General features: G+C 62.0%; 22 protein-coding genes. 8 read left to right on the forward strand and 14 right to left on the reverse strand.

What is annotated here, in order from left to right:
* The first annotated feature begins 220 nt into the window (after positions 1-220).
* The 4 genes from PSH76_RS10725 to PSH76_RS10740 are packed head-to-tail and all read left to right on the forward strand — an operon-like array spanning position 221 to position 4886.
* The gene (locus PSH76_RS10725; RefSeq protein WP_014718945.1) at positions 221-694 is read left to right on the forward strand and encodes a MarR family winged helix-turn-helix transcriptional regulator; all 474 of its coding nucleotides are present in this window, start codon (positions 221-223) and stop codon (positions 692-694) included.
* A complete protein-coding gene (locus PSH76_RS10730) occupies positions 691-2142 on the forward strand; it encodes an efflux transporter outer membrane subunit (RefSeq protein ID WP_305494064.1) in 1452 nt (483 codons plus the stop codon). Before PSH76_RS10725 ends, PSH76_RS10730 begins: the two co-directional genes overlap by 4 nt.
* 15 nt (positions 2143-2157) lie before the next feature.
* On the forward strand, positions 2158-3357 hold the full coding sequence (locus PSH76_RS10735) for an HlyD family efflux transporter periplasmic adaptor subunit (RefSeq protein WP_003192180.1): 1200 nt from the start codon (positions 2158-2160) through the stop codon (positions 3355-3357).
* Complete coding sequence (locus PSH76_RS10740; RefSeq protein ID WP_003192178.1) at positions 3357-4886, forward strand: DHA2 family efflux MFS transporter permease subunit; 1530 nt, start codon at positions 3357-3359, stop codon at positions 4884-4886. Before PSH76_RS10735 ends, PSH76_RS10740 begins: the two co-directional genes overlap by 1 nt.
* Before the next feature lie 151 nt (positions 4887-5037).
* Here PSH76_RS10740 and lpxH read toward each other — a convergent pair whose 3' ends face one another.
* Together lpxH and PSH76_RS10750 are read right to left on the reverse strand one after the other, a co-directional pair.
* Positions 5038-5787 carry a UDP-2,3-diacylglucosamine diphosphatase gene (gene lpxH, locus PSH76_RS10745; protein ID WP_034133801.1) on the reverse strand — a complete coding sequence of 250 codons (750 nt, stop codon included), beginning with the start codon at positions 5785-5787 and terminating at the stop codon, positions 5038-5040.
* Positions 5784-6290 carry a peptidylprolyl isomerase gene (locus tag PSH76_RS10750; RefSeq protein ID WP_065877469.1) on the reverse strand — a complete coding sequence of 169 codons (507 nt, stop codon included), beginning with the start codon at positions 6288-6290 and terminating at the stop codon, positions 5784-5786. The genes lpxH and PSH76_RS10750 overlap by 4 nt, the downstream gene beginning before the upstream one ends.
* A gap of 237 nt (positions 6291-6527) precedes the next feature.
* Here PSH76_RS10750 and PSH76_RS10755 point away from each other — a divergent pair, with 237 nt between their 5' ends.
* Positions 6528-8228, forward strand: coding sequence for a glutamine--tRNA ligase/YqeY domain fusion protein (locus tag PSH76_RS10755; protein WP_003192174.1), 1701 nt, complete (start codon positions 6528-6530; stop codon positions 8226-8228).
* Positions 8229-8243: 15 nt separating this feature from the next.
* Positions 8244-9626, forward strand: a complete 1383-nt coding sequence (cysS, locus tag PSH76_RS10760; RefSeq protein ID WP_032896617.1) for a cysteine--tRNA ligase — start codon at positions 8244-8246, stop codon at positions 9624-9626.
* A gap of 218 nt (positions 9627-9844) precedes the next feature.
* On the opposite strand, the gene PSH76_RS10765 is transcribed toward cysS, so the two are convergent.
* The 8 genes from PSH76_RS10765 to PSH76_RS10800 all read right to left on the reverse strand — a co-directional run bounded on the left by PSH76_RS10765 (position 9845) and on the right by PSH76_RS10800 (position 18919).
* Positions 9845-10180: a DUF6124 family protein gene (locus PSH76_RS10765; RefSeq protein WP_098950966.1), complete on the reverse strand. Its 336-nt coding sequence runs from the start codon at positions 10178-10180 to the stop codon at positions 9845-9847.
* A 1060-nt stretch (positions 10181-11240) separates the two neighbouring features.
* Positions 11241-11579, reverse strand: a complete 339-nt coding sequence (locus PSH76_RS10770) for a Na+/H+ antiporter subunit G (RefSeq protein ID WP_014718935.1) — start codon at positions 11577-11579, stop codon at positions 11241-11243.
* A complete protein-coding gene (locus PSH76_RS10775) occupies positions 11576-11854 on the reverse strand; it encodes a K+/H+ antiporter subunit F (protein WP_003192168.1) in 279 nt (92 codons plus the stop codon). Before PSH76_RS10775 ends, PSH76_RS10770 begins: the two co-directional genes overlap by 4 nt.
* Positions 11851-12339, reverse strand: a complete 489-nt coding sequence (locus PSH76_RS10780) for a Na+/H+ antiporter subunit E (RefSeq protein WP_014718934.1) — start codon at positions 12337-12339, stop codon at positions 11851-11853. Before PSH76_RS10780 ends, PSH76_RS10775 begins: the two co-directional genes overlap by 4 nt.
* The gene (locus PSH76_RS10785) at positions 12336-14018 is read right to left on the reverse strand and encodes a monovalent cation/H+ antiporter subunit D (protein WP_032896621.1); all 1683 of its coding nucleotides are present in this window, start codon (positions 14016-14018) and stop codon (positions 12336-12338) included. The genes PSH76_RS10780 and PSH76_RS10785 overlap by 4 nt, the downstream gene beginning before the upstream one ends.
* Positions 14015-14359, reverse strand: a complete 345-nt coding sequence (locus tag PSH76_RS10790; RefSeq protein ID WP_003192163.1) for a Na+/H+ antiporter subunit C — start codon at positions 14357-14359, stop codon at positions 14015-14017. The genes PSH76_RS10785 and PSH76_RS10790 overlap by 4 nt, the downstream gene beginning before the upstream one ends.
* On the reverse strand, positions 14359-17280 hold the full coding sequence (locus PSH76_RS10795) for a monovalent cation/H+ antiporter subunit A (protein WP_032896622.1): 2922 nt from the start codon (positions 17278-17280) through the stop codon (positions 14359-14361). The genes PSH76_RS10790 and PSH76_RS10795 overlap by 1 nt, the downstream gene beginning before the upstream one ends.
* Before the next feature lie 709 nt (positions 17281-17989).
* Positions 17990-18919 carry a DMT family transporter gene (locus PSH76_RS10800; protein WP_305494065.1) on the reverse strand — a complete coding sequence of 310 codons (930 nt, stop codon included), beginning with the start codon at positions 18917-18919 and terminating at the stop codon, positions 17990-17992.
* Positions 18920-19011: 92 nt separating this feature from the next.
* Here PSH76_RS10800 and PSH76_RS10805 point away from each other — a divergent pair, with 92 nt between their 5' ends.
* Positions 19012-19575: a helix-turn-helix domain-containing protein gene (locus tag PSH76_RS10805; RefSeq protein WP_032896627.1), complete on the forward strand. Its 564-nt coding sequence runs from the start codon at positions 19012-19014 to the stop codon at positions 19573-19575.
* Between the two features lie 23 nt (positions 19576-19598).
* Positions 19599-20993, forward strand: a complete 1395-nt coding sequence (locus PSH76_RS10810) for an FAD/NAD(P)-binding protein (protein ID WP_305494066.1) — start codon at positions 19599-19601, stop codon at positions 20991-20993.
* 103 nt (positions 20994-21096) lie between these two features.
* Here the strand turns inward: PSH76_RS10810 and PSH76_RS10815 are convergent, their stop codons facing one another.
* From PSH76_RS10815 to PSH76_RS10830, 4 genes are read right to left on the reverse strand one after another with little or no spacing between them, the layout of a single operon-like run.
* Positions 21097-22350 carry an efflux RND transporter periplasmic adaptor subunit gene (locus PSH76_RS10815; RefSeq protein ID WP_305494067.1) on the reverse strand — a complete coding sequence of 418 codons (1254 nt, stop codon included), beginning with the start codon at positions 22348-22350 and terminating at the stop codon, positions 21097-21099.
* On the reverse strand, positions 22340-23818 hold the full coding sequence (locus PSH76_RS10820) for a TolC family protein (RefSeq protein ID WP_305494068.1): 1479 nt from the start codon (positions 23816-23818) through the stop codon (positions 22340-22342). Before PSH76_RS10820 ends, PSH76_RS10815 begins: the two co-directional genes overlap by 11 nt.
* A complete protein-coding gene (locus PSH76_RS10825; RefSeq protein WP_032896635.1) occupies positions 23811-25010 on the reverse strand; it encodes an ABC transporter permease in 1200 nt (399 codons plus the stop codon). The genes PSH76_RS10820 and PSH76_RS10825 overlap by 8 nt, the downstream gene beginning before the upstream one ends.
* A complete protein-coding gene (locus tag PSH76_RS10830; protein WP_305494069.1) occupies positions 25007-25714 on the reverse strand; it encodes an ABC transporter ATP-binding protein in 708 nt (235 codons plus the stop codon). The genes PSH76_RS10825 and PSH76_RS10830 overlap by 4 nt, the downstream gene beginning before the upstream one ends.
* Positions 25715-25988 lie beyond the last annotated feature (274 nt).

The raw sequence follows: 25988 nt of genomic DNA on the forward strand, positions 1-25988 counted from the left end.
AACGCGTGCATCCTGAATGCACGCGGTGCCCGTGAGTTTTTTCGCGAGCAAGCTCGCTCCTACAAAAAGCCTTAACTGGACTCTCGCTGATTTGATTGCTGTCCAAGGCTCTAAGTTACTCAACTACCAAGCAACCTAATTATTCCATTTGACATTCGCTGCCTAAGCAGTAACATCTCGTCACACATTCACTGCCTAGGCAGTAATAAGGTGACTTTCGATGCCTCACTTCACCCCTGACAACTTCCACAACTGCCACCTCGGCCTCTTGCTGGGCCGCGCCGCGATTCTCAAGGACCGCATCATCGACACCCATATGGAACCCCACGGCATCACCGCCGCGCAGTTCAAGGTGTTGATCATCATGGCCCAGTTCGGCGTCGACACCCCGGCGGAGCTGTGCCGCAACCTGTCCCTGGACAGCGGTTCGATGACGCGGATGCTCGACCGGCTGGAGCAAAAAGACCTGCTCAGCCGCAAGCGTTCCGAGCTGGACCGGCGCCAGGTGCAGTTGGTGCTGACCGCCGAGGGCCAGCGCCTGGCGGACATGCTGCCGCACATTGGCGCCAAGGCCCTCAACCAGTTGGCCGGCGTGCTTGAGCCGGGCGAGCTGGAAACCCTGGAGCGGATCCTGAAGAAAATGCTGATCGCTGCGGGTGACCCCATCACGATCCAGCGGGTAGGTCGATCATGAACACACGCGCATTCAGCCTGGTGCTGGCGGCGATGACGTTGGCCGGTTGCGCCAATTACAGCGGCCTCGACACCCAGGGCCAGCGCCTCGACGCCAATACTCTGCACACCGGCAAATCCCTCAGCGGCGTGACGCTGTCGAGCGCCGCCTGGCCGGCCGCTGACTGGTGGAAAAGCCTGGGCGACCCACAGCTTGACGGCCTGATCCAGGAAGCTCTGCAGAACAGCCCCGACATGCAAGTCGCCGATGCCCGCGCCCACCAAGCCGAAGCCGCCGCCTATGCCGCCAACGCGGCGCGCATGCCGACCCTGGATGCCAGCGCCGGCGTGAGCCGTTCGCGCCTGGCCAAGGACCAGGACCCACGCGGGCAGGGCGATGCCTATTCGACGGTGCGCAACATCGGAGCCAGCTTCAATTACAACTTCGACCTCTGGGGCGGCCAGCGCGCCGCCTGGGAAGCCGCGTTGGGCGAGGCCCGTGCTGCCGAAGTCGATCAGCAGGCTGCGCGCCTGACCCTGGCCGCCAACGTGGCCAAGGCCTACAGCGACCTGGGCCAGGCCCATATCGTGCGCGACCTGGCCGTCGATGACCTCAAGCGCACCCGCCAGATGCTCGACCTGAGCAAGCGTCGCCTGAGTTCCGGTATCGACAGCGAATACCAGTTCCAGCAGACCGAGAGTCTGGAAGCCAGTTCTCAGTCGCAACTGATTGACGCGGAAAAACAACTGCAAAGCGCCAAGATCGCCCTCGCGGTATTGCTGGGTAAAGGCCCGGACCGCGGTGACGAGTTGGCTCGCCCAGCGGTGCTCAAACCCAGCGCCGTGGCCGTGCCGGCGGTGTTGCCTGCCGAGCTGCTCGGCCGTCGCCCGGACCTGGTCGCCGCACGCTGGCGCGTAGAGGCCGCGAGCAAGAACATCGATGCCAGCAAGACCCGCTTCTACCCCAACCTCAACCTGAGCGCGAGCGCAGGTGCCGAGTCGTTGCTGGGCGATGCGATGTTCGGTTCGGCCAGCCGCTTCTTCAACATTGCGCCGACGATCTCGCTGCCGATCTTTGACGGCGGCCGTCTGCGCGCCGACCTTGATGCCCGCGACGCCGACTACGACCTGGCCGTGGCCCAGTACAACAAAACCCTGGTGCAAGCCTTGGGTGATATCGGCTCCACCCTCTCGCAACTGCGCGACACCGGGCGGCAGATCCAGGCCCAGCAACACGCCGCCGATATCGCGCAGCAGTCCTACGACACCGGGGTGCAACGCTACAGCTCAGGCATCGGTAACTACCTGGATGTGCTCAGCATCGAGCAGCAATTGCTGCAGGCCCAGCGTCAGCTGGCCACCCTGAATGCGGCGCAGATCGACCTGTCGATTCAATTGATGCAGGCCCTGGGTGGCGGGTATCACGCCAACAGCGTGGCCGCGACCACCCCAGCTACACGCACGGAATAATTTGAGGTATTTGTCATGGCCACTGCCGACAGCAACAACGCAACCGAACAACCCAACGACACCAACCCGCGCAAACGCAAAGTGATGCTGATCGGCCTGGCGCTGATCGTCATCCTGAGTGTGGTGGGCGTATGGGCCTGGTATGAATTCTACGGGCGCTTCAATGAAAGCACCGATGACGCCTATGTGAACGGCAACGTGGTGGAGATCACCCCGCTGGTCACCGGCACCGTGGTCAGCATTGGCGCTGACGATGGCGACCTGGTGCACGAAGGCCAGGTGCTGATCAACTTCGACCCCAACGACGCCGCCGTCGGCCTGCAAAGTGCCCAGGCCAACCTGGCCCGCACCGTACGCCAAGTGCGCGGTTTGTACAGCAACGTCGATGGTATGAAAGCCCAGGTCAATGCGCAGAAAGCCGATGTGCAGACCGCCCAGGACAACTACAACCGCCGTAAGACCCTGGCCCAGGGTGGCGCGATTTCCCAGGAAGAACTGTCTCACGCTCGCGACAGCCTGACCGCCGCCAAGAACGCCTTGACCAACCTTGAGCAACAACTGAAAACCACCAATGCCCTGGTGGATGACACGGTGATTTCGTCCCACCCCGATGTGCAAGCCGCCGCCGCGCAACTGCGCCAGGCGTACCTGACCAATGCGCGCAGCACCTTGATCGCGCCGGTCACCGGCTATGTGGCCAAGCGCACCGTGCAACTGGGCCAGCGCGTCCAGCCGGGCACCGCGTTGATGGCGGTGATCCCGCTGGACCAGCTGTGGATCGATGCCAACTTCAAGGAAACCCAACTGCGGGATATGCGCATCGGCCAGCCGGTGGATATCGAGTCGGACATCTACGGTAGCGACGTGAAGTACAGCGGCACCGTCGACAGCCTCGGCGCCGGCACCGGCAGCGCGTTCGCCTTGCTGCCTGCACAGAACGCCACCGGCAACTGGATCAAGATCGTGCAGCGGGTGCCGGTGCGCATCCATATCAACGCTGAAGAGTTGGCCAAGCACCCGCTGCGCGTGGGCTTGAGCACCGTGGTCAACGTCGACCTGCACGACCAGAGCGGCCCGGTGCTGGCGCAACAGGCGCCGCAAAAAGCCTCGTTCACCACCAACGTGTATGACCGCCAATTGGCCGAAGCCGATGCCATGATCAACCAGTTGATCCATGACAACAGCGTCGCCGCTCCCAAGGCTGCGCAACGCTGATGAGCAATAACGCCTCGTTCACGCCACCCAGCCTGTTGATGGCCACCATTGGCCTGTCGCTGGCGACCTTTATGCAGGTGCTCGACACCACCATCGCCAACGTGGCGTTGCCGACTATCTCCGGCAACCTGGGGGTGAGTTCGGAGCAGGGCACCTGGGTGATCACTTCGTTTGCGGTGAGCAACGCCATCGCCTTGCCGCTCACCGGTTGGTTGAGCCGGCGCTTTGGCGAGGTGAAGCTGTTTTTGTGGGCGACCCTGCTGTTTGTGCTGGCGTCGTTCTTGTGCGGTATTTCCACCTCGATGCCTGAGTTGATCGGCTTTCGCGTACTGCAAGGCTTGGTCGCCGGGCCGTTGTACCCGATGACGCAGACGCTGTTGATTGCGGTCTATCCACCCGCCAAGCGCGGCATGGCCTTGGCGTTATTGGCGATGGTCACGGTGGTAGCGCCGATTGCAGGTCCCATCCTCGGTGGTTGGATCACCGATAGCTACAGCTGGCCGTGGATCTTTTTCATCAACGTGCCCATCGGGATCTTCGCGGTGATGGTGGTGCGTGCGCAGCTGAAAAAACGCCCGGTGGTCACCAGCTACCAGCCGATGGACTACGTAGGGCTGCTGAGCCTGATCGTCGGGGTTGGCGCCTTGCAGATCATCCTCGACAAGGGCAATGACCTGGACTGGTTCGAGTCCAACTTCATCATCATTGGTGCGGCCATTTCGGTGATCGCCCTGGCGGTGTTCGTGATCTGGGAGATGACCGACAAGCACCCGGTGGTCAACCTGCGGCTGTTCGCGCACCGTAACTTCCGGATCGGCACCATTGTGTTGATCCTCGGTTACGCGGGCTTTTTCGGCATCAACCTGATCCTGCCGCAGTGGCTGCAAACCCAGATGGGCTACACCGCCACTTGGGCCGGGCTGGCGGTGGCGCCCATCGGCATTTTGCCGGTGCTGATGTCGCCGTTCGTGGGCAAGTACGCGCACAAGTTCGACCTGCGCCTGCTAGCGGGCCTGGCGTTTCTGGCGATTGGCTTGAGCTGCTTTATGCGCGCCGGTTTCACCAACGAAGTGGACTTTACCCACATCGCCATGGTGCAACTGTTCATGGGCATCGGCGTGGCGCTGTTCTTCATGCCGACCTTGAGCATCCTGATGTCCGACCTGCCGCCGCACCAGATTGCTGACGGCGCTGGGCTGGCGACCTTCCTGCGTACCTTGGGCGGCAGCTTTGCGGCCTCGCTGACCACCTGGATCTGGATCCGCCGGGCCGACCAGCACCATGCCTACATGAGCGAGAACATGACCGTCTACGACTCGACCACCCGCGATGCGTTGCAGGCGCTGGGTGGGGCAGGGCAGAAGGCCTATACCCAACTGGACCAGATTCTCACCAGCCAGGCGTACATGATGTCCACCGTGGATTACTTCACGTTGCTGGGGTGGATGTTCATGGGCTTGATGTTGCTGGTGTGGCTGGCCAAACCGCCGTTTACGGCAAAGGCCGGGCCGGCGGCGTCGGGGCACTGACTTGAGGGTGTACTCAGTCAAAAGTGTGGGAGCGGGCTTGCTCGCGAATGCGGTGTATCAGTCACAGCCATATCGACTGACACTCAGCATTCGCGAGCAAGCCCGCTCCCACAGTTGGATCTCTGTTCACATTGACCGGTGTTGTGCTTGATCAGGCGCCAGGCAGCGCCAACTGCGGGTTGACGAAGTCAAACGCCGCCAGCTGAAACCCTTGCTCATCCACCTGCAACGCCCAGCCTTGCTTGTCCCAGTCCCCCAGCACAATGCGCTTGGCCGCCTGGTCGCCGATCTGCAACTTATGGATGGCGGGGCGGTGGGTATGGCCGTGGACCAGGGTGCGCACGCCAAACTGCTGCATCACCCGGGGCACTTCTTCAGGCGTGACATCGACAATGTCATTGGCCTTCATGCGCACCTGGGCGCTGCTCTCACTGCGCAACTTGCGCGCCAGTTTGTGGCGGGTGCCCAAAGGCAGGTGGCGCAGGATAAACAGCACAATCGGGTTGCGCAGGATGCGCCGCAGCTTCATATAGCCGAGGTCGCGGGTGCAGAGGCTGTCGCCGTGCATCAACAGCACAGGCTCGCCATACAACTGCACGACCGTCGGGTCCTTGAGCAAGGTGGCGCCTGCCGCTTTGCAGAACGCCTTGCCGATCAGGAAATCGCGGTTGCCGTGCATGATAAAAATCGGGGTGCCGCTGTCGCTCAGCTCGCGTAGAGCCGCGCAGATGGAACGCTGGAAGGGGGTCATGCCATCGTCGCCAATCCAGGCTTCGAAGAAGTCCCCCAGAATGTACAACGCCTGGGCGCCACGGGCGCGGCCGTGGAGCAGATCCAGAAACGCCCGGGTGATGTCCGGGCGCTCCTCTTCCAGATGCAAGTCTGAAATCAGCAATATCACGCTTCGATGATCTCGGCTTTCTCGACGATCACGTCTTCGGCTGGAACGTCCTGGTGACCGGCCTTGGAAGTGGTCGATACGCCTTTGATCTTGTCGACAACGTCGGTGCCTGCGGTGACTTTACCGAACACTGCGTAGCCCCAACCCTGCACGTTCTTGCCGCTGTGGTTCAGGAAGGCGTTGTCGGCGACGTTGATGAAGAACTGCGCGGAGGCCGAATGCGGCTCCATGGTACGGGCCATGGCGACGGTGTACTTGTCGTTGGAAAGGCCGTTGTCTGCTTCGTTCTGGATGCTTGGACGCTTGTCTTTCTTTTCTTTCATGCCAGGCTCGAAACCGCCGCCCTGGATCATGAAGTTGCCGATGACACGGTGGAAAACGGTGTTTTCGTAGTGGCCGGCTTTGACGTATTCGATGAAGTTGGCGACGGTGATCGGCGCTTTCTCGGCGTTCAGCTCGATGACGATGTCACCGTGGTTGGTGGTCAGTTTGACTTGAGTCATGTTCGCTACTCTTTTCAGGGAATTCGTGGGTGTGGGCGCCTGGGCACCTTACCTGTCTGGCTAAACGACGGCCAAGGCGCGCAGTTTAGCCTGCCCTGCGGGAATTTCGAGGTGGTTTTTTACCGCCCGGGCAATTAATTGGCCGCGCTCTGTATGTGTCTTGACTGCTTCGGCTATTATGAGCCCTTTGTTTTATCTGGCCCCACCTGGCCACGCACCTGTCTGTTCAAGGATCCTATGAGCAAGCCCACTGTCGACCCTACCTCGAATACCAAGGCCGGACCTGCCGTCCCGGTCAATTTCCTGCGCCCGATCATCCAGGCGGACCTGGATTCGGGCAAGCACACGCAGATCGTCACCCGTTTCCCACCTGAGCCCAACGGCTACCTGCACATCGGCCACGCCAAGTCGATCTGTGTGAACTTCGGCCTGGCCCAGGAGTTCGGTGGCGTCACGCACCTGCGTTTCGACGACACCAACCCGGCCAAGGAAGACCAGGAATACATCGACGCCATCGAAAGCGACATCAAGTGGCTGGGCTTTGAATGGTCCGGTGAAGTGCGCTATGCCTCCAAGTATTTCGACCAGTTGTTCGACTGGGCTGTCGAGCTGATCAAGGCCGGCAAGGCCTATGTGGACGACCTGACCCCGGAGCAGGCCAAGGAGTACCGTGGCACCCTGACCGAGCCGGGCAAGAACAGCCCGTTCCGCGACCGTTCGGTGGAGGAGAACCTGGACTGGTTCAACCGTATGCGTGCCGGCGAATTCCCGGACGGCGCCCGCGTGCTGCGCGCCAAGATCGACATGGCCTCGCCGAACATGAACCTGCGCGACCCGATCATGTACCGCATCCGCCATGCCCACCACCACCAGACCGGTGACAAGTGGTGCATCTACCCCAACTACGACTTTACCCACGGTCAGTCGGACGCCATCGAAGGCATCACCCACTCCATCTGCACCCTGGAGTTCGAGAGCCATCGCCCGCTGTACGAGTGGTTCCTGGACAGCCTGCCGGTGCCGGCGCACCCGCGTCAGTACGAGTTCAGCCGCCTGAACCTGAACTACACCATCACCAGCAAGCGCAAGCTCAAGCAACTGGTGGATGAAAAGCACGTGCATGGCTGGGACGACCCGCGCATGTCCACGCTGTCGGGCTTCCGCCGCCGTGGCTACACCCCGGCGTCGATCCGCAACTTCTGCGATATGGTTGGCACCAACCGTTCCGACGGTGTGGTCGATTTCGGCATGCTGGAATTCAGCATCCGCCAGGACCTGGATGCCAACGCGCCGCGCGCCATGTGCGTGCTGCGTCCGTTGAAGGTCGTGATCACCAACTATCCGGAAGGCCAGGTCGAGAACCTCGAACTGCCGCGTCACCCGCAGAAAGAAGAGCTGGGCGTGCGCAAATTGCCGTTCGCCCGCGAAATCTACATCGACCGTGACGACTTCATGGAAGAGCCGCCAAAAGGCTACAAGCGCCTGGAGCCGAACGGCGAAGTGCGCCTGCGCGGCAGCTACGTGATCCGTGCGGACGAAGCGATCAAGGACGCCGATGGCAACATCGTCGAGCTGCGTTGCTCGTACGACCCGGACACCCTGGGCAAGAACCCTGAAGGCCGCAAGGTCAAGGGCGTGGTCCACTGGGTACCGGCCGCTGCCAGCATCGAGTGCGAAGTGCGCCTGTACGATCGTCTGTTCCGCTCGCCGAACCCTGAGAAGGCAGAAGACAGCGCCAGTTTCCTCGACAACATCAACCCTGACTCTCTGCAAGTACTCACTGGTTGTCGTGCCGAGCCATCGCTTGGCGACGCACAGCCGGAAGACCGTTTCCAGTTCGAGCGCGAAGGCTACTTCTGCGCGGATATCAAGGACTCGAAACCTGGTGCTCCGGTATTCAACCGTACCGTGACCTTGCGAGATTCGTGGGGCCAGTGATTTAAGGGAAACATCGTGCTAACGATTTACAACACGCTCAGCAAGACCAAAGAAGTCTTCAAGCCGCTGGATGGCAACAAGGTGCGCATGTACGTGTGCGGTATGACCGTGTACGACTACTGCCACATCGGCCACGGCCGCAGCATGGTTGCCTTCGACCTGGTGACCCGCTGGTTGCGTTTCAGCGGCTATGACTTGACGTACGTGCGCAACATCACCGACATCGACGACAAGATCATCAACCGTGCCAACGAGAACGGCGAGTCGTTTGACGCGCTGACCGAGCGCATGATCGCCGCCATGCACGAGGACGAGGCGCGCCTCAACATCCTCAAGCCGGACATGGAACCGCGTGCTACTGACCACATCCCGGGCATGCACGCGATGATCCAGACCTTGATCGACAAGGGCTACGCCTACGCCCCAGGCAATGGCGATGTGTACTACCGCGTCGCCAAATTCATGGGCTACGGCAAGCTGTCGCGCAAGAAGATCGAAGACCTGCGCATCGGCGCGCGTATCGAAGTTGACGAAGCCAAGCAGGATCCGCTCGACTTCGTGCTGTGGAAAGCCACCAAGCCGGGCGAGCCGAGCTGGGAGTCGCCCTGGGGCGCCGGGCGTCCGGGCTGGCACATCGAATGCTCGGTGATGTCCACCTGCTGCCTGGGCGAGACCTTCGACATTCATGGCGGCGGCAGCGACCTGGAGTTCCCGCACCACGAAAACGAAATCGCCCAGAGCGAAGCTGCCACCGGCAAGACCTACGCCAACGCCTGGATGCACTGCGGCATGATCCGCATCAATGGCGAGAAGATGTCCAAGTCCTTGAACAACTTCTTCACCATCCGCGACGTGCTGGAGAAGTACCACCCGGAAGTGGTGCGCTACCTGCTGGTGTCCAGCCACTACCGCAGCGCCATCAACTACTCCGAAGACAACCTCAAGGACGCCAAGGGTGCCCTGGAGCGTTTCTACCACGCGTTGAAAGGCCTGCCCGCGGTTGCACCGGCTGGCGGCGAAGCCTTCGTGGCACGCTTCACCGAAGTGATGAATGACGACTTCGGCACCCCGGAAGCCTGCGCCGTACTGTTTGAAATGGTGCGCGAGATCAACCGCTTGCGCGAGACCGATATCGACGCAGCGGCGGGCCTGGCGGCGCGCCTGAAAGAGCTGGCCAGCGTGTTGGGCGTGTTGCAGATGGAGGCCGATGACTTCCTGCAAGCGGGCGCTGAAGGGCGTGTGGATGCCGCGCAAGTGGATGCGTTGATCCAGGCGCGTTTGGCTGCTCGGGCTAACAAGGACTGGGCGGAATCCGACCGTATCCGCGACCAACTGACCGCGATGGGTGTGGTGTTGGAAGACGGCAAGGGTGGGACGACGTGGCGGTTGGCTGACTGATCGTTGAAAGCTGCACGCTGAATGAAAAACGCCCCGACTGGTTCGGGGCGTTTTTTTGCACACTGTTTAACGTTTCATTCGATCCACTGTGGGAGCTGGCTTGCCCGCGATGACGGAGTGTCAGTTACCGAAAATGTTGGCTGACCCGCTGCAATCGCAGGCAAGCCAGCTCCCACATTTTTTACCGTGCCCACTTTGCGAACTCTTCGGTTTCAGATTTATGTGTGGGTTGGATGGTCTTTGAGGCTTAGTGTTTTATCCACCATTAACTGGATCCCCTCCAGCATCCGACAAATCCCCAGGGCGACGCTGCGAGGATTGCCGTCGATCTCAAAAGCCAAGTGGCTTGCCAGTGCATGAACCGACGCTAGATCCTCAGATGCGTTGACCAGCAGCGTCTCGACGTCTAGTCCTTCTCGCACGGTAAACAAGCCATGGCCCTCAGCAGGCGGCTCTGGTTTCTCAGACGGGTTCAGATAGTGGTTGATTGCTCGATGAGCAGCAGTGTGAAGCGTGATTGAATCTGAAGGCGGATTAGGACTGTCTTTAATCATGGCGAAGCTCCTAGAGTATTGGAGTCACCACCCCTCGCTGCGAAACGATATTGGGGTGGCAGCTGTACGCAGGTTCGCAGACCGGGACTCTAGGCTCCCGGCATACCCGAAGGTATCCCGCGCACAGCCGCCATAACATCAGGCATAAAAAAGCGCCCGCTATCTTGAGGTGGACGCTGTGCGTCTAGAGTTTAACCGAGCTGCGAAACCCGGTCGCTGAATTTGCAGCGACCCCCGAAGATTAGGCAGGCATCTTCCGAGGGGCAACCCTAAAACGCTGTCGGAAATTTCTGGCTGGACCTCAATGCCTGGATGGATCGGGTGCCAGCTGAGGTAATGGTTACCACCAAGAACCGTTTTACTGATCGAGCGGTCGCTTCCCTGTGTGGCGCGGGCCGATGATGCTGAGCTGGCGCAATGGGCGGCGCGTATCCGCTCGATTGCCTGGCGCCAAACCAAATGTGGGAGCTGGCTTGCCTGCGATGGCCATAGGTATCTACACAACTCTGTGGGTTGCAACAGCAAACGGTAACCACGATGCGAAGCGAGCCGCTCTTGATCTTGATCTGCTTTTGATCTCAGGCGCCCCGTTAAACCACGCTGGCCGGAATTCGACAGGGATTTGGGGGGTAAACCGGCAGGGATGCCGGTTTAGCCGCCCCGCGCCATGGATGGCGCGTGGCGGCGGCCCCCCAAATCACTGGCGGATTACGGGCACACCGAGCCTAGGCGAGGTGCCGAGTGGTGGGGCAAGAGCGTTTTGCTTACTTTTGCGCTTTTCAAAAGTGAGCCGCTGTCAGAGCGGAACCCTAGGTGGCCGTTACCTACATAACGGATATGTACTCAGTCTGATCCTAAATCCCGGTAGGCTGTCAGGCCGTCTTCGCGAGCAAGCCCGCACACAGGTTGATCGCGGGGTGCCAGGTAGATGGGCGCCGGCTGTCAGGCCGTCACGGAAGCAAGCTCCCCCGCCACAGGTCCGGCGTCGCACCAAAGTTGTGTAGATACCTATGGCTATCGCAAGCCAGCTCCCACATTTTTACTGCGTTCGCCTGATGAATCAGCGGCGGCTGCTGACTTCGGCGGGGACGTCATCGCCGGCCATGCGTTTGCGGAACAGGGCGGTTCGCGCCAACAGCAGTGTGGTGACCGGCACGGTGATCGCGAGCAAAATCGGAATCAACCAGCCGTGCAACACCGGCCCGGATTTGAGCGTTGAAAAGTAGATGATCGACGCCAACGCCACGCTCCACGCCCCCAGCGTCGAGGCGAGTGCCGGCGGGTGCATGCGTTGGAAAAATTCTTTCATCCGCAGCAAGCCAATCGCGCCAATCAAGGCAAACAGGCTGCTGAGCAGCAGCAACGCCGCCACGATAATTTCAACCCATAACGGCATCATTCAATCACCTCGCCACGCAGCAGGAATTTGGCCAGGGCGAACGAGCCGACGAAGCCGAACAGCGCGATCAATAGCGCCGCTTCAAAGTAAGTGTCACTGGCATAGCGGATACCCAGGGTGAGCATCATCAGCATCGCCAGGATGTACAGGTAGTCCAGCGCCAGTACCCGGTCCTGGGCCGAGGGGCCTTTGAACAGGCGCACCAGGGTCAGCACCATGGCCAGGGAGAACAGGAACAGGCTGAACAGGATCGCATTGGCGAGCAGGGCGCTCATTCGAAGATCTCCATCAGGGGCCGTTCGTAGGCGTGCTTGAATTGCTGGATAAACGAGGCCTCGTCATCCAGGTCGAAGACGTGCAGCAGCAGGATGCTACGGTCCAGGGCCAGTTCCGACCACACGGTGCCGGGGGTCACGCTGGTGATCATCGCCAGCACGGCCAGGCCGTTGGCGTCGCGCAGGTCCAGGGGGATCTTGATAAAGCGCGAGCGCGGTGGGCGTGAGCCGCAGGTGAGTACGCCCCAGGCCACGTGAAGGTTGGAGATGATCACGTCGAGGCCGACCCGGAAAAACAGACGGATGATCACCCCAGGGCGGCGGATGCGGATCGGCAGCGGGCGCAACGGCGCCATCATCAGCGGCGCAAGAAAGCCCAGCAGTGCGCCCAGCAGCAGGTTGCCGGGGCTGATCGACAGGTTCAGCACCAGCCACAACACCCACAACGCCAACGACAACCAGGGAGCCGGGAACAGACGCTTCATGGTTGCACCTCCAGGGCGGCGGCCTTGGCTTCAGGGCTGGGCACTGGCCGGGTCGCGAGCACTGCCATCACGTAGTGTTCCGGGTTGTTCAGGCTGTCGGCGGTGGCCTGGGTGTAGCGCATCAGCGCCTCGGCCTTGAAGGTCAGCGCGATGCTCAACCCCAGCAGCAGAAAGATCGGCACACATTCGTAGCGGCGCAGCAGCGGTGATGGGCGTTCTTCCGGGGTCCAGAAGCGCTGGATGCCGAGGCGGGCGAAAGCGATGAGCGAGGCCAGGCCAGAGAGAATCAGCAGCGCCACCAGGCCCCAGGCCGCTGGGCGGATTGACTCATCCACGGCGTTGCCCAGGCCCAGTGGATTGATCAGCGCGCTCAACAGGCTGAGCTTGCCGATAAACCCGGACAGCGGCGGCATGCCGATAATCAGCAGCGCACAGGCGATAAAGCTCAAGCCGAGAAAGGCCATGGTCCAGGGGATGACCTGGCCGATCACCGCTTTCTGCTCATCGTCCAGGTTCACGCCGGGACGCGGGTGCAGGGATTCCATGGCTTTGGGCAGCGCATCGATCTCCTCATCCAGTGGCAGGTCGTTGGCCGAGCGCGAGCGTTCGATCAATTCAGCCAGCAGGAACAGCGCACTCAGTGCCAGGGTGGAGCTGACCAGATAGAACAACGCTCCTGCGGTCAGACTCGGCTGGGCAAACCCGACCGCCGACAGCAGGATCCCGGCCGACACGAGGATGCTCAGGCTGGCCATGCGCTCCAGGCGCTGCGCCGCCACCATCGCCAGTGCCGCGCAAATGATGGTCGCCATGCCGCCGTACACCAGCCAGTCGCCGCCAAACAGCGCCGAGGCGCCGGCCTGGCCGGAGAACAGCAGGGTCCACAGGCGCAGCACGGTGTACACGCCGACCTTGGTCATGATCGCGAACATCGCCGCCACCGGCGCGCTGGCCGAGGAGTAGGCGGGCGCCAGCCAGAAGTTCAGCGGCCACATGCCGGCCTTGGCCAGGAACGCCGTCGCCAGGATCGCCGCACCGGCATGCAACAGGCCGCGATCGGCCTCCGGCACCAGCGGGATCTTCAACGCCAGGTCGGCGAAATTCAGCGTACCGGTGACGCCGTAGATCATCGCCGCGCCAATCAGGAACAGCGACGACGCCAGCAGGTTGATCGCAATGTAATGCAGCCCCGACGACACCCGCGCGCGGCCGGAACCGTGCAGCATCAAACCGTAAGAGGCCGCCAGCAGCACCTCGAAGAACACGAACAGGTTGAACAGGTCCGCGGTGAGGAAGGCGCCATACAGCCCCATCAGTTGGATCTGGAACAGGGCATGGAAGCTGGTGCCCGCACGGTCCCAGCGCGCCATGGCGAACAGCAGCGCGCTGACGCCGATCACCCCGGTAAGCACCAGCATCATCGCCGACAGTTGGTCCACCACCAGCACGATGCCGAACGGCACCTGCCAGTTGCCCGGCAAGTACACGCCAATGGAGCCGGGGCCGCCCTGTTGCGTCCAGTACAACAGCAGCACGGCAACGCCCAGGCCGACGATGCTGGAGCACAGATTGATCTGGGCTTTGAGCGGGCGGCGTTTCTCGCCCAGCATCAGCATCAGCCCGGCGGTGAGCAGCGGCAGCAGGATCGGCGCGACGATCAGTTGATTCATCCACGTCATTCCTTGGGCTCCCGGCCGTCCACATGGTCAGTGCCGGTCAGGCCCCGGGATGCCAGCAGCACCACCAGGAACAATGCGGTCATGGCGAAGCTGATGACGATGGCCGTGAGCACCAGGGCCTGGGGCAGTGGGTCGGTGTAGTTGAGCAGGTCTTGGGGCACGCCGTCCTTGATGATCGGCTCCTTGCCGATAAACAGGCTGCCCATGCTGAAGATGAACAGGTTGACGCCGTAAGACAGCAGGCACAAACCCATGACCACCTGGAACGTCCGAGGCCGCAGGATCAACCAGACGCCGGAGGCCGCCAGGACCCCAATGGCTATTGCGATGACTTCTTCCATCAGGCGGCTCCTTCGGTTGCAGCAACCACTTTGGGCTGGTTGCTCGGTTTATGCGCGCGCACCGACTGGTGGCCGAGGGCGGTAAGCATCAACAGGGTCGAGCCCACGACCATGGCGTACACGCCGACGTCAAAGAACAGCGCACTGGCGATATGGATGTCCCCCAGTAGCGGCAGGCTGAAATGCCAGGTATGTGTGGTGAGGAACGGGTAACCGGCGAACAGCGCACCCAGCCCGGTCAAGGTCGCCGACAGCAGGCCGAAGCCCATCCAGCGCATCGGCCGCAGGCTCATCTGCGCCTCGACCCACTGCGTACCGGCGACCATGTATTGCAGGATAAACGCCACCGACATCACGAGCCCGGCGACGAAACCACCACCCGGTTGATTGTGGCCACGCATGAACAGGTAGAACGACACCACCAGCGCAATCGGCAGCAGCAGGCGCACCAGCACCGCCGGCACCATCATAAAGCCCAGGGCGGTGTCGCTGGCCTGGCGTGGGTTGACCAGATCGGTCGCCACGTCCGGCGCCAGTTGGCGCTGTTGGGGCGGCAACTCCATGCTTTCCTTGGACGGGCGGAAGCGGCGCAGCAGGGCGTAAACCGTCAACGCCACGGCGCCGAGTACAGTGATTTCGCCCAGGGTGTCGAAGCCCCGGAAGTCCACCAGCATCACATTCACCACATTGCTGCCGCCGCCTTCGGGCAGGGCACGGCTTAAGTAGAACGAGGAGATATCGTTGGGCGTCTGGCGGGTCAGCATCGCGTAGGACAACAGCGCCATGCCGCCGCCGACTGCGGTGGACAGCAGCAAGTCACGCAGGCGGCGGATACGCGCCTTGCGCAGCGAACTGGGCAGTGGCGAGACTTCTTCGATCCGCCGTGGCAGCCAGCGCAGGCCCAGCAGGATCAGCACGGTGGTGACCACTTCCACCACCAGTTGGGTGAGGGCCAGGTCGGGTGCCGAGAACCATACGAAGGTGACGCAGGTCATCAGGCCGCACACGCTGACCATGGTCAGGGCCGCCAGCCGGTGGTACTTGGCTTGCCAGGCGGCACCCAGTGCGCAGGCAATCGCCAGCAGCCACAGGGTGACGAAGACGATGGATCCCGGGATTTTCGGGCGGTCGCCCCAGCTGAGGCCACTGTTGATCATCGGGATCATTGCGCCGATCACTGCCAGCAGCACCAACAGGAACAACTGGGTTTGCAGGCGCTTGGTGCTGATGCGTTTCTCGATGCGGCGCACGCCGCGCATCATCACCACCAGGCAGCGCTCGAAACCGCGCTTGCCGTTGAAGTAGCCGATCAGCGGTGGGTATTCGAAGCGGCCACGCTTGAGTTGCTTGCGCAGCAGCAGGTACAGCACCACGCCGCCGGTCATCGCCACCAGGCTCATGATCATCGGCGCATTCCAGCCGTGCCAGATCGCCAGGCTATATTCGGGCAAGGTACCGCCCACCACCGGCAGGGCGGCCGCGGCAAGGATCGAGCCGACCACCTGGGCCGGGAAAATCCCCACCAGCAGGCAGGTGAACACCAACAGCTCAACCGGTGCGCGCATCCAGCGCGGCGGCTCGTGGGGCGTGTGCGGCAAGTCGGTGGCGGGCGGGCCGAAGAACACATCGACGGTAAAGCGCAGGGCATAGGCCACGCTGAATGTGCCGGCAATGGTCGCGATCAGCGGCAGGGCGATTTCCACCCATTGGGTCGACGAGATAAACACGGTTTCGGCAAAGAACATCTCTTTGGACAGGAAGCCATTGAGCAACGGCACCCCGGCCATGGACGCACTGGCGACCATCGCCAGGGTCGCGGTAAACGGGATCAGGCGCACCAGGCCACTGAGCTTGCGGATATCCCGCGTGCCGCTTTCGTGGTCGATGATGCCCGCGGCCATGAACAGCGAAGCCTTGAAGGTGGCGTGGTTGAGAATATGGAAGACGGCGGCAACAGCGGCCAGTGGGCTGTTAAGACCCAGCAGCAGGGTGATCAGCCCGAGGTGGCTGATGGTGGAATAGGCCAGCAGGCCCTTGAGATCGTTTTGAAACATGGCGCAGTAAGCGCCGAGGAGGAGAGTGAGGGCGCCGGCACCGCCGACGATCCAGAACCATTCTTCGCTGCCGGACAGCGATGGCCACAGGCGGGCCAGCAGGAACACGCCGGCCTTCACCATCGTCGCCGAGTGCAGGTAGGCCGAAACCGGTGTCGGTGCCGCCATGGCGTGGGGCAGCCAGAAATGAAAGGGGAATTGCGCGCTTTTGCTCAAGGCGCCGATCAGCACCAGGGCGAGCATGACCGGGTACAGCGAATGCGCGCGAATCTGATCGCCCGCCGCCAGCACCTGGTCCAGGTCATAGCTGCCGACGATATGCCCCAGCAGCATCACCCCCGCCAACAGGCACAAGCCACCTGCGCCGGTGACCATCAGCGCCATGTACGCACCACGGCGCGCATCGGCACGGTGGTGCCAATAGCCGATCAGCAGGAACGAGAACAGGCTGGTCAGTTCCCAGAAGAATACGATCTGGATCAGGTTGCCGGAGATCACCAGGCCCAGCATGGCGCCCATGAACGCCAAGAAAAAAGCAAAGAAACGCGGCACCGGGTCGTCCGGTGACATGTAGTAGCGCGCATACAGGGACACCAGCGTGCCGATGCCCAGCACCAGCATCGAGAACAGCCAGGCGAACCCATCCATGCGCAACACGAAGTTCAGCCCAAGGCTGGGCAACCACATGAATTCTTCGCGGATCACGCCACCGTGGGCGATCTGGGGGTAGAGCAGGGCGACTTGAATAGTACCGACCAGTGCCACAAGGCCGGCCAACAGGGATTCGGTGTTACGTGCGTTATGCGGCAGCAAGGCCGCCAGACAGCTGCCGATAAAAGGCAGAAGCAGTAGAACTATCAGGGACATAGGCTTCTAATCTGCGGGAGTTTGGGATGCATCATACGTGCCGCTTTCACGATCACCAAACGCCAAGATGTGGCAGGATCCTACAAGGTAGGCTGAAACTTCCCATTTGGCACTGTTTGGACCTGCCCTTGAATTGAAATGCTGACCTCTGTGGGCGCCGTTATCTGCAGCGAGGCCGTACCTGTGGCGAGGGAGCTTGCTCCCGTGACGGCCTGCCAACCGCCACCCATCTCCCTGACACCCCACAATCCAACTGTGGGAGCTGGCTTGCCTGCGATGGCGGCCTGACAGCCGACACCCATCTCCCTGGCACCCCGCGGTCAAACTGTGGGAGCGGGCTTGCTCGCGAAGGCGGCCTAACAGTCAACACAGTTGGACCGGGTACATATCCGTTATTTAGGTAACAGCCACTTAGGGTTCCGCCCTGACGGCGGCTCACTTTTGAACAGCGCAAAAGTAAGCAAAACGCTCTTGCCCCACCACTCGGCACCTCGCTTAGGCTCGGTGTGCCCGTAATCCGCCAGTGATTTGGGGGGCCGCCGCCACGCGCCATCCATGGCGCGGGGCGGCTAAACCGGCATCCCTGCCGGTTTACCCCCCAAATCCCTGTCGAATTCCGGCCAGCGTGGTTTGACGGGGCGCCTGAGATCAAAAGCAGATCAAGAGCAAGAGCGGCTCGCTTCGCATCGTGGTTACTGTTGATCGCAAACTATCCCTGCCGCTCCTCCTCCAACGCCTCTGCCAACTCAACGGCCTTCTGCCCCTTGGTCTTCAACTCGCTCACAATCACCGCCACCACAATCAGCACCGCCCCCAACATCGCAATCGGTGGGAACCGCTCCCCGGCGATTCGCCCCACAACGCCTGCCCACACGGGCTCACCGGCATAAATCAACGTTGCCCGGGTTGGCGACACACTTTGCTGGGCCCAGTTCATCGCCACCTGGATCACCGCACTGGTCAAGCCCAGGCCCACGGCACTGAACAGCAGCAGCCAGGAAAAGCCCGGCAACGCCTCGCCCATGGGCACCACCATCATGAACGACAGCACCGAGGCGGTGGCCAGTTGCACCACGGTCACCCGACGAATATCCACCTGGCCGGCAAATGCGCTGATCAGGATGATCTCGGCCGCTATTGCCACTGCACCGATCAGCGTGGCGATTTCACCTGGGCTGAAGTTCAGCGAAGCCCCCGCCGGGCCGGTCAACAGCATCAACCCGGCAAACGCCAGCATGATGCCGATGCTGGGCATCAACCCGGGGCGACGGCCCAATACCAGCCACTGCAACAGCGGCACGAAGGGTACATACAAGGCGGTAATAAACGCCGACTGGCTGCTCAAGATGGTTTGCAGGCCGATGGTCTGCAAACCATAGCCGAACATGATTGCCACACCGATAAACACCCCTGCCTTTAGTTCGAACAGGGTCAGGTCGCGCAGGGTGCGCAAGGAAAAGAGCCCCACCACAATCGTCGCCGCCGCGAAGCGCAGGCCGACAAAGAACATTGGCCCGCTGACGGCCATGGCGTGCTGCACCAGCAAAAAGGTGCCGCCCCAGATCATGGTGATCACCACCAGGATGCATTCGGCTTTACTGAAACGGTTGAAACGCGAAGGGGAGTTCGGGGCGGTCATGGCGGCTCGGTCTTGCAAGGGGAAAGCACGGACCGCACAATGCGCCGCACGCTGGGCAGTATACTGCGCACACCTACCTATTGAGCAATATAGTGCACAAAGAAAATCCGCAACGGGCCTCGGTCCTGCAGCACGTCAGCCAGAACGTTCGTCGCCTGCGCCATGCCGCCGACTTGAGCCAGACCGCGCTCTCGGAAAAATCCGGTGTCAGCCGGCGCATGTTGGTGGCGATTGAAGCGGGGGAGAAGAACGTCAGCTTGTCGACCCTGGACCGTGTCGCCGAAGCGTTGGACGTGGCGTTCAGTGACCTGATCCAGGCGCCGGATGTGCGCGATCATAGCCGTATCAACGAGTTGGCATGGGCGGGCGAGATTGTCGGCAGTAAGGCGGTGTTGCTGGCCAAGGCCACGGCACGGCGTGAGGTCGAATTATGGGAGTGGCGGCTTGAGCCCGGTGATCGCTATTGCCCAGACCCTGACCTGGAAGGCTGGAGCGAACAGCTGTTTGTGTTCGAGGGCAGCCTGACGCTGGTGATAGGTGATCAGGAAAATGTTATCGAAGCAGGAGAGTTCTTTATGTTCGCCAGCCACCAGCCCCATGCTTATCGCAATGCTGGGGACGCGGCGGTGCGATTTGTTCGAAATGTGGTGATTTGAACAACACTCAGGGGTGAACCGGCATGAGTCAATCAACCCGCAATGCTGATGTACTGATCATCGGTGGCGGCCTGAGCGGTACGATGCTGGCCGTGCAACTGCTGCGCCTACCGGGCACGCGGAGCATCCTGATAGTCGAACCTCGCGCTGAACTGGGGCGTGGCGAAGCCTACAGCGCAGTCGAATTGGGCCATACGCTGAACGGCAATGCCGCACGCATGAGCGTTGACCCAGACAATGCCGACGACCTCACTCAGTGGCTCACCGACTACCTCAGCGCCGGGGGATGGCCCGAGTCGTATCAACAGCATGTGCTCATCAGCGAACTGTTCCCGCCGCGGGGGATTTTTGGCCTGTACGCCCAGCAGCGCTTGGCGCAAGCCAAGGCGCGGTCCACATCGATCGTCGAGCACATCCGCGCCGAAGCGGTGGACCTTCAAGTCGATGCAACCTCAGCGTTATTGACTCTCAATACTGGCGAGCAACTGCGCGGCGCCTGTGCGGTATTGGCCACCGGCATGTTCCCGGCGGCACGCACCCCGCAAACCGAATCCACAGGTTTGAACGCCGCTGCGCTGGATCCTTGGGATGTACGCGCAATGACCCAATTGGCCCCCCAATCGACGGTGCTGATCATCGGCTCGGGCCTGACCATGGTCGATGCCGTGGTCTCCCTGGAACAGGCCGGGCATCGCGGGCCTGTCGAGGTTTTTTCGCGCCACGGCTTGTTGCCCCATGTACGCCGGCAACCGCCGAGCTGGAACGACTTCCTCGCCGCTGACCACCGCCTGAGCAGCCCCCGACAATTGCTGCGTGAGGTGCGACGCCAGTGCCAGCTCGCGCTGGAGCAAGGCATCGACTGGCAGGCACCGCTGGACACGGTGCGTGTGCACATAGCACGCCTGTGGAGCCAGGCCACTGAGGCTCAGAAACGCCAGTTTGTGCGGCATGTGCGTCCCTGGTGGGAAAGCCACCATCACCGTTCGCCGCCAATGAGTGCGCAATTGGTGGAGCGCTTGCAGGGGGAAGGGCGGCTGCGGATTCATGCGGCGTCGTTCAAGGGCTTGGTGCCGTCGCAAGAGGGGGTTGCCATTGCGCTGCGCTACCGGGGTGAAGAGATGATCAATCAGGTTGTGGGCGCTGCGCTGATCAATTCCAGCGGCATCGAATACGACTGGCGGCGGGTGGCCCGGCCTTTGCCGCAGCAATTGCTCAAGCGCGGGTTGGTCCAGCCTGGGCCATTGGCGCTGGGGATCGCGGCGGATGCAACGGGGGCGGTGCTGGATGCCCATGGGCAGGTCAGCCCGCGACTGTTCGCCATGGGGCCGCCGTTGCGGGGGATGTGGTGGGAAAGTACGGCGGTGACCGATGTGGCGCTGCAGGCCAAGGCACTGGCCGCCAGGCTGACAAAGCCCTGAATGTGAGAGCTGGCTTGCCTGCGAAAGCGGTCGTGCAGTAACAGATGCAGTGACTGACACACCGCCTTCGCGAGCAAGCCCGCTCCCACATTTTGATCTGCTTTTATCTTGATATTTTCACAAAGCCGGATTTCAGCCCAAACACCTCAACCCCCTGCGGCGTCGATTGCCCGGTGGTGACCTTCACTCGCTCTACCGGTTTATCCATCGCCGCCCGATACGCCACGGTCATGTCCGCCTGGATCGCCTGGCTGGGAATCACGATCGCCTGGTCATTGTTGTAGGTGACGATAGTCAAGCGCGCACTCATGCCCAGGCGCACCCGCTGCAACTGTTGCGGTGTCAGCTTGGGGATCGACAAGGTCACCGGAAACTGCGCGCTGCCCTGGCTGTCGCTGGCGATGGCCAAGCCGCTGACCACGCTGACCGAACCCGTCAGCCGCTCGCCGTCAAAGCCATCGCCCATCACTTCTACGGCCTGGCCCTGACGTAACTGGTTGATATCCATCTCTGAGACCTTGGCGACGATTTTCAACTGTTCGATATTGGCCAGGCCGAACAGCACCTGGCCCTGGCTGACCTTGCTGCCGGCCTGCACCGGCGCGTTGTTGTTGCCGCCACCTTGAGCCGTGTTGGTGCTGCCGGGGGCCGGTACCACGATGCCGGAGAAGGGCGCCTTGACCTCCTTGCCTTCGAGCAGTGTTTGCAAGGCTTCGTACTTCACTGTGGCATTGGTCAGCTCCATCTCTGCGATCTGCCGGTATTCGCCCTGGCCTTGATTCAGGGCTTGTTGCAGCTCACTGCGCGCCGCCGCCAGGTCCAGTTGCTGCTGCTGAGTCTGCTGCTTGAGGTCATCCAGTTCGTTGCGCGGGATGATGCCGCGCTTGAACAGGTTTTCGCTCTCGGTGAGTTTGCGCTGGGTGTTGCCCGCGGTCATTTCCGCGGTGCGTAAACTGCGACGGGCACGGCTGACGGTGGGGCTGCTGCCCCAGTCCTGCATTTCCTGCACGGTGCGCCGGGCCTTGAGTTGCGCGGAGAGGGCGTCGCGCAGTTGCACTTCAAGCGTCGCTGGGTCCATGCGTAACAGGACCTGGCCGGCTTCGACGCGCTGGCCTTGTTCGACCAGGTTAGCCAGCACATTGCCGTCGAACGGTGCCGTCAGGGTGACGGTGGTCTGCGGCTCGATCTTGCCCACCAGGCCGATCTGGTGCACCAGCGGGTCGGGCTTGACGGCCAGCCACTGCTCGGCCGTGCTCGCTGGCTCGGCGCCGCCGCGTTGGCTGAGCAGGCTGACTGCCGCGCCGGCCAGCAACAGGATCAAGGCAACGGCCATCAGCAATTTTTTATTAGTAGTCATTGAGGGCGATTTCCCAACTTTCCAGCGTCATGCCCAGGGTCAGATCGAGCTGGGTCTGGGCGTTCAAATAAGCGATCAGCGCATTGAGCTGGGCATTTTCGGCGTTGCGCAGGTCGGTCTCGAAGCTCAGCACCTGGAAGTTGGTGGAGCGCCCGGCGCTGAGTTTTTCCCGCTCGATCTCGATCTTGCGCCGCGACAACTCCACGGCACGCTTGGATATTTCATATTGGCGCCAGCGGGTGCCGAGGTCACGCACCACATTGTTGACGTTGCGCTCCAGTTCCTGGCGGGCGTCGGTGATGCGGATTTCCTGATCCTCCACATTTACCCGCGCGCGCACTTCGGCCTGGCGCGTGCTGATATCGCCAATGGGGATCTGCACTTGCACCCCGGCGTAACTGTCCCAGGTGCGGTTATTGTTATGGCCGTCGTCGTTATCGGTGGCGGCGCGTATCTGGTTGGCGCCGGCCACCAGGTCCACCTGCCAGCGCCCGGAATCCTTGGCGATCACCAGGTTTAGGTCGGCCTGCTGGCTGCCGAGTAGCGCGGCGAGGTATTCCGGTTGCTGGTTTTGCGCGAGGTTGAAGGCCTGGCGTTTGTCGATCTCCATGGGGCTGGCTTCCAGGGCCTCGGTGGCGCGCACCGGTGTCGACAGGTCCAGGGCCAGCAGGCGCAGCAACGCCAGGCGGCTGGTGTCGAGTTGGTTGCGGGCTTCTTCCACGCCCAATTGCTGGGTGGCGATATCGGCCTCGGTCTGCACGATCTCGAACTCGGCCATGCGCCCGGCGCTGATCAGCGCCTTGTTCACCTCCAGCAAGGTCGTGGAGCGCTTGAGGGCTTCCTGCACGATCACCAGTTGTTCCTGGGCGCGCAGCAACTCGCGGTAGGTGGCGATGATCTGGCTGATGGTCTGCGCCACGGTAGCCTTGAGGTTCAGGCGGTTGGCCTGCTCGGCCAGGCGCGACAGGCGCAGCGGTGCGGTGGTGGCATCCCAGCCGGCGCCGCGCATCAGCGGTTGGATGATCGCCAGGTCCAGGCCGTCGCTGCGGTAGCGGCCGGCGCGGTTGGCGTTGTTCAACTGCTGTGTCCAGGCCATGCTCAAGCGTGTGCCGTATTCACCCAGCAGGCTGCTGGTGGGCGCGACGTTGGCGTTGCGCGCGTTGTCCTGGGAGCCGCGGGTGCTGCGGTAGTAGCTGTTGAGGGTGAGCTTGGGGTTGAACACGTCTTCGGCCACGCGCAGGTCGAACTTCTGCGCCACCCGTTGCAGGTAGGCGCTGCGGATCGCCGGGTTATTGCGCAGGCCCAGGTACACCGCGTCGCCCAGGGTCATGGTGGTGGCCTGGGCATTCAGCGAGACGCTACGCTCGTAGCCGCTTCGGGTGGTGCTCGGTGCCTGGGGGTTGATGACCACGTCGGCGGCCATGCCCGGCAGGCTGATCAGCATCAGCAGTAGCAGGTACTTATTCATCGCGCAGGGCCTCGACCGGCTGCAAGCGTGAGGCCGACACCGCCGGGTAAATGCCAAAAAACAAACCCACCAGCAACGTACTGCCAACGCCCAGGGGCAGGGCAGCCACTGCCAAGGCAAAGGCCCAGCCCGACAGCCACGCATACAGCCAGGCAGCGGTCATGCCCAGCACCGCGCCGCACAGCGCACCCACGGCGGTGAGGGTGACCGCTTCGAGCAAAAACAGGTTGCGGATGTCGCGCTGGCGCGCGCCCAGGGCCATGCGGATGCCGATCTCACGGCGGCGTTCCGAGACGTTCATCAGCATCACGTTCATCACCCCCACACCGCCGCCCACCAGGGAGATCGCGCCGAGGGCCAGCAGCAGGTAGGCGAAGGTGCGGCTTTGGCGGGTCATGCCATCGATCATTTGCTGGGGTACCGTGATGTCGACGTCATGATCAGTGAGCTGGGGTTGCAACGCGGCGACGGTGTCCCTGGCGATGCGTTCCATGTCTTGCCCAGGCGTTGCGCGGATGATCAGGTTGTTGATCTGCGGGGTGGCGTAGATGCGGCGCATGCCTTCGGCGGGAATAAACAGCGATTCGTTGGCCTGCACCGGCATCAGCATGGCCCGGGGTTGGTTGTGCAGGATGCCCACCACCAGAAACAGGTAATCGTTGATACGCACACGGTCGCCCAGTTGCAGCGGGTCGCCCGGCGTGCCGAGGGCCTGGGCGAGTTGGTCGCCGATCACCCCGTAGGTTTCGTTGGCATCGAAGGGTGACAGGAAGCGCCCCTCACGCAGCGCCAGGCGCATGGCGTCCTGGATCCCCGCAGTACTGCCGACAAAGCTCGCATTGGTAGTGCGCCCATGAAAAACGATGGGCCCGCTGAACAGGCTGAGCGCGCCGATATGGGCAATGCCTGGCACTGCGTGGCGCACCGCGTCGAGGTCCAGCTGTGTGCGCATCGGCACGTTGCTGCTGCCCTTGGGCGGGAACTGGGCGATGAGGGTGTCGGTGCCCATGTCCTTGAAAATCATCGCCGCATCTACCGCCGCGTTGTGGCCGATATTGATCAACGCCACCACGGAGGAGCTGCCGATGACGATCCCCAGGAGCGCCAGGATCGAACGCTTGCCCAGGGTGCGCAGGCTGATAAAGGCTTCGTGCAGCAACTGGCTGAGGCTCTGCTCGACCCGCAGGCTCATGGGCGCCCGGCCTCATGCACCACGCCGTTGCGCACCAGGATCTTGCGCTCCAGGCGCTCGGCAATGTGGGGGTCGTGGGTGACGATGATCAGCGTCACCTGCTGCTCACGGTTGAGGTTCAACAGCAGGTCCATGATCTCCTGGGCAGTGGCGCTGTCGAGGTTGCCGGTGGGTTCGTCGGCCAAAATCACCGAGGGGTTGCCGACCAGGGCGCGGGCAATGGCCACGCGCTGGCGCTGGCCGCCGGAGAGGTCGGCAGGGCGGTGGTGGGCGCGTTCGGCGAGGCCGACCTGTGCGAGCATGCGCTGGGCGTGTTCCACCGATTCATGCCGTGACACGCCGCGATAACTCAAGGGCAGCGCGACGTTGTCCAGGGCACTCAGGCGGGGCAGCAGGTTGAAGCTCTGGAACACGAAGCCGATCTGCTGGTTGCGGATCGCCGCCAGTTCATCGGGGGTGGCGTTGAAAATATCGTGGCCGGCAAAGTGGTACTGGCCGCAGTTGGGCAGGTCCAGCAGGCCGAGGATGTTGAGCAAGGTGCTTTTGCCGGAACCAGAGGCCCCGAGAATGCCGCAGCTGTCACCGCGGGCGATGGACAGGCACACGTCATTGAGAATGCTCAATTCTTGCCCGGCGAGCTGATAGCGCTTGCCGATGCCTTGCAGGGAAATCAAGCCGGGTTGCGCGGGGGTCTGTGTCATCATGACTACGCCTGCAGTCTCGACGGTGCCGCCTTGCTCCCGGAAATCCCTTGTAACAAGTTCGGAAGCTGCCTGTACGCGCCACGGACTGGTTTTATTTCTTGTTTTTAAAATATTGTTTGAATAGTAACTGCCTTCCTGACGCTTCGCCAGCCATGGAGGTAGAGCGGTTTTACCGGTTGAAACGATTTTCTCGCTGGATGTGAGGGGCAGTTAAAAAACCTAGGATTTGCCTCAAAAGCCCGAATATACGGGCTTTGCAAGATATGGCGGAGTG

Origin of the sequence: Pseudomonas sp. FP215 (assembly GCF_030687795.1) — a bacterium.
Lineage (GTDB): Bacteria > Pseudomonadota > Gammaproteobacteria > Pseudomonadales > Pseudomonadaceae > Aquipseudomonas > Aquipseudomonas salmasensis.

Excerpts from the sequence above, each read along its gene's own strand:
- PSH76_RS10725 (WP_014718945.1), top strand. The coding sequence starts at position 221 with ATGCCTCACTTCACCCCTGACAACTTCCACAACTGCCACCTCGGCCTC.
- PSH76_RS10730 (WP_305494064.1), top strand. The coding sequence starts at position 691 with ATGAACACACGCGCATTCAGCCTGGTGCTGGCGGCGATGACGTTGGCC.
- PSH76_RS10735 (WP_003192180.1), top strand. The coding sequence starts at position 2,158 with ATGGCCACTGCCGACAGCAACAACGCAACCGAACAACCCAACGACACC.
- PSH76_RS10740 (WP_003192178.1), top strand. The coding sequence starts at position 3,357 with ATGAGCAATAACGCCTCGTTCACGCCACCCAGCCTGTTGATGGCCACC.
- PSH76_RS10750 (WP_065877469.1), bottom strand. The coding sequence starts at position 6,290 with ATGACTCAAGTCAAACTGACCACCAACCACGGTGACATCGTCATCGAG.
- PSH76_RS10755 (WP_003192174.1), top strand. The coding sequence starts at position 6,528 with ATGAGCAAGCCCACTGTCGACCCTACCTCGAATACCAAGGCCGGACCT.
- PSH76_RS10765 (WP_098950966.1), bottom strand. The coding sequence starts at position 10,180 with ATGATTAAAGACAGTCCTAATCCGCCTTCAGATTCAATCACGCTTCAC.
- PSH76_RS10770 (WP_014718935.1), bottom strand. The coding sequence starts at position 11,579 with ATGATGCCGTTATGGGTTGAAATTATCGTGGCGGCGTTGCTGCTGCTC.
- PSH76_RS10775 (WP_003192168.1), bottom strand. The coding sequence starts at position 11,854 with ATGAGCGCCCTGCTCGCCAATGCGATCCTGTTCAGCCTGTTCCTGTTC.
- PSH76_RS10780 (WP_014718934.1), bottom strand. The coding sequence starts at position 12,339 with ATGAAGCGTCTGTTCCCGGCTCCCTGGTTGTCGTTGGCGTTGTGGGTG.
- PSH76_RS10785 (WP_032896621.1), bottom strand. The coding sequence starts at position 14,018 with ATGACGTGGATGAATCAACTGATCGTCGCGCCGATCCTGCTGCCGCTG.
- PSH76_RS10790 (WP_003192163.1), bottom strand. The coding sequence starts at position 14,359 with ATGGAAGAAGTCATCGCAATAGCCATTGGGGTCCTGGCGGCCTCCGGC.
- PSH76_RS10795 (WP_032896622.1), bottom strand. The coding sequence starts at position 17,280 with ATGTCCCTGATAGTTCTACTGCTTCTGCCTTTTATCGGCAGCTGTCTG.
- PSH76_RS10800 (WP_305494065.1), bottom strand. The coding sequence starts at position 18,919 with ATGACCGCCCCGAACTCCCCTTCGCGTTTCAACCGTTTCAGTAAAGCC.
- PSH76_RS10810 (WP_305494066.1), top strand. The coding sequence starts at position 19,599 with ATGAGTCAATCAACCCGCAATGCTGATGTACTGATCATCGGTGGCGGC.
- PSH76_RS10815 (WP_305494067.1), bottom strand. The coding sequence starts at position 22,350 with ATGACTACTAATAAAAAATTGCTGATGGCCGTTGCCTTGATCCTGTTG.
- PSH76_RS10820 (WP_305494068.1), bottom strand. The coding sequence starts at position 23,818 with ATGAATAAGTACCTGCTACTGCTGATGCTGATCAGCCTGCCGGGCATG.
- PSH76_RS10825 (WP_032896635.1), bottom strand. The coding sequence starts at position 25,010 with ATGAGCCTGCGGGTCGAGCAGAGCCTCAGCCAGTTGCTGCACGAAGCC.
- PSH76_RS10830 (WP_305494069.1), bottom strand. The coding sequence starts at position 25,714 with ATGATGACACAGACCCCCGCGCAACCCGGCTTGATTTCCCTGCAAGGC.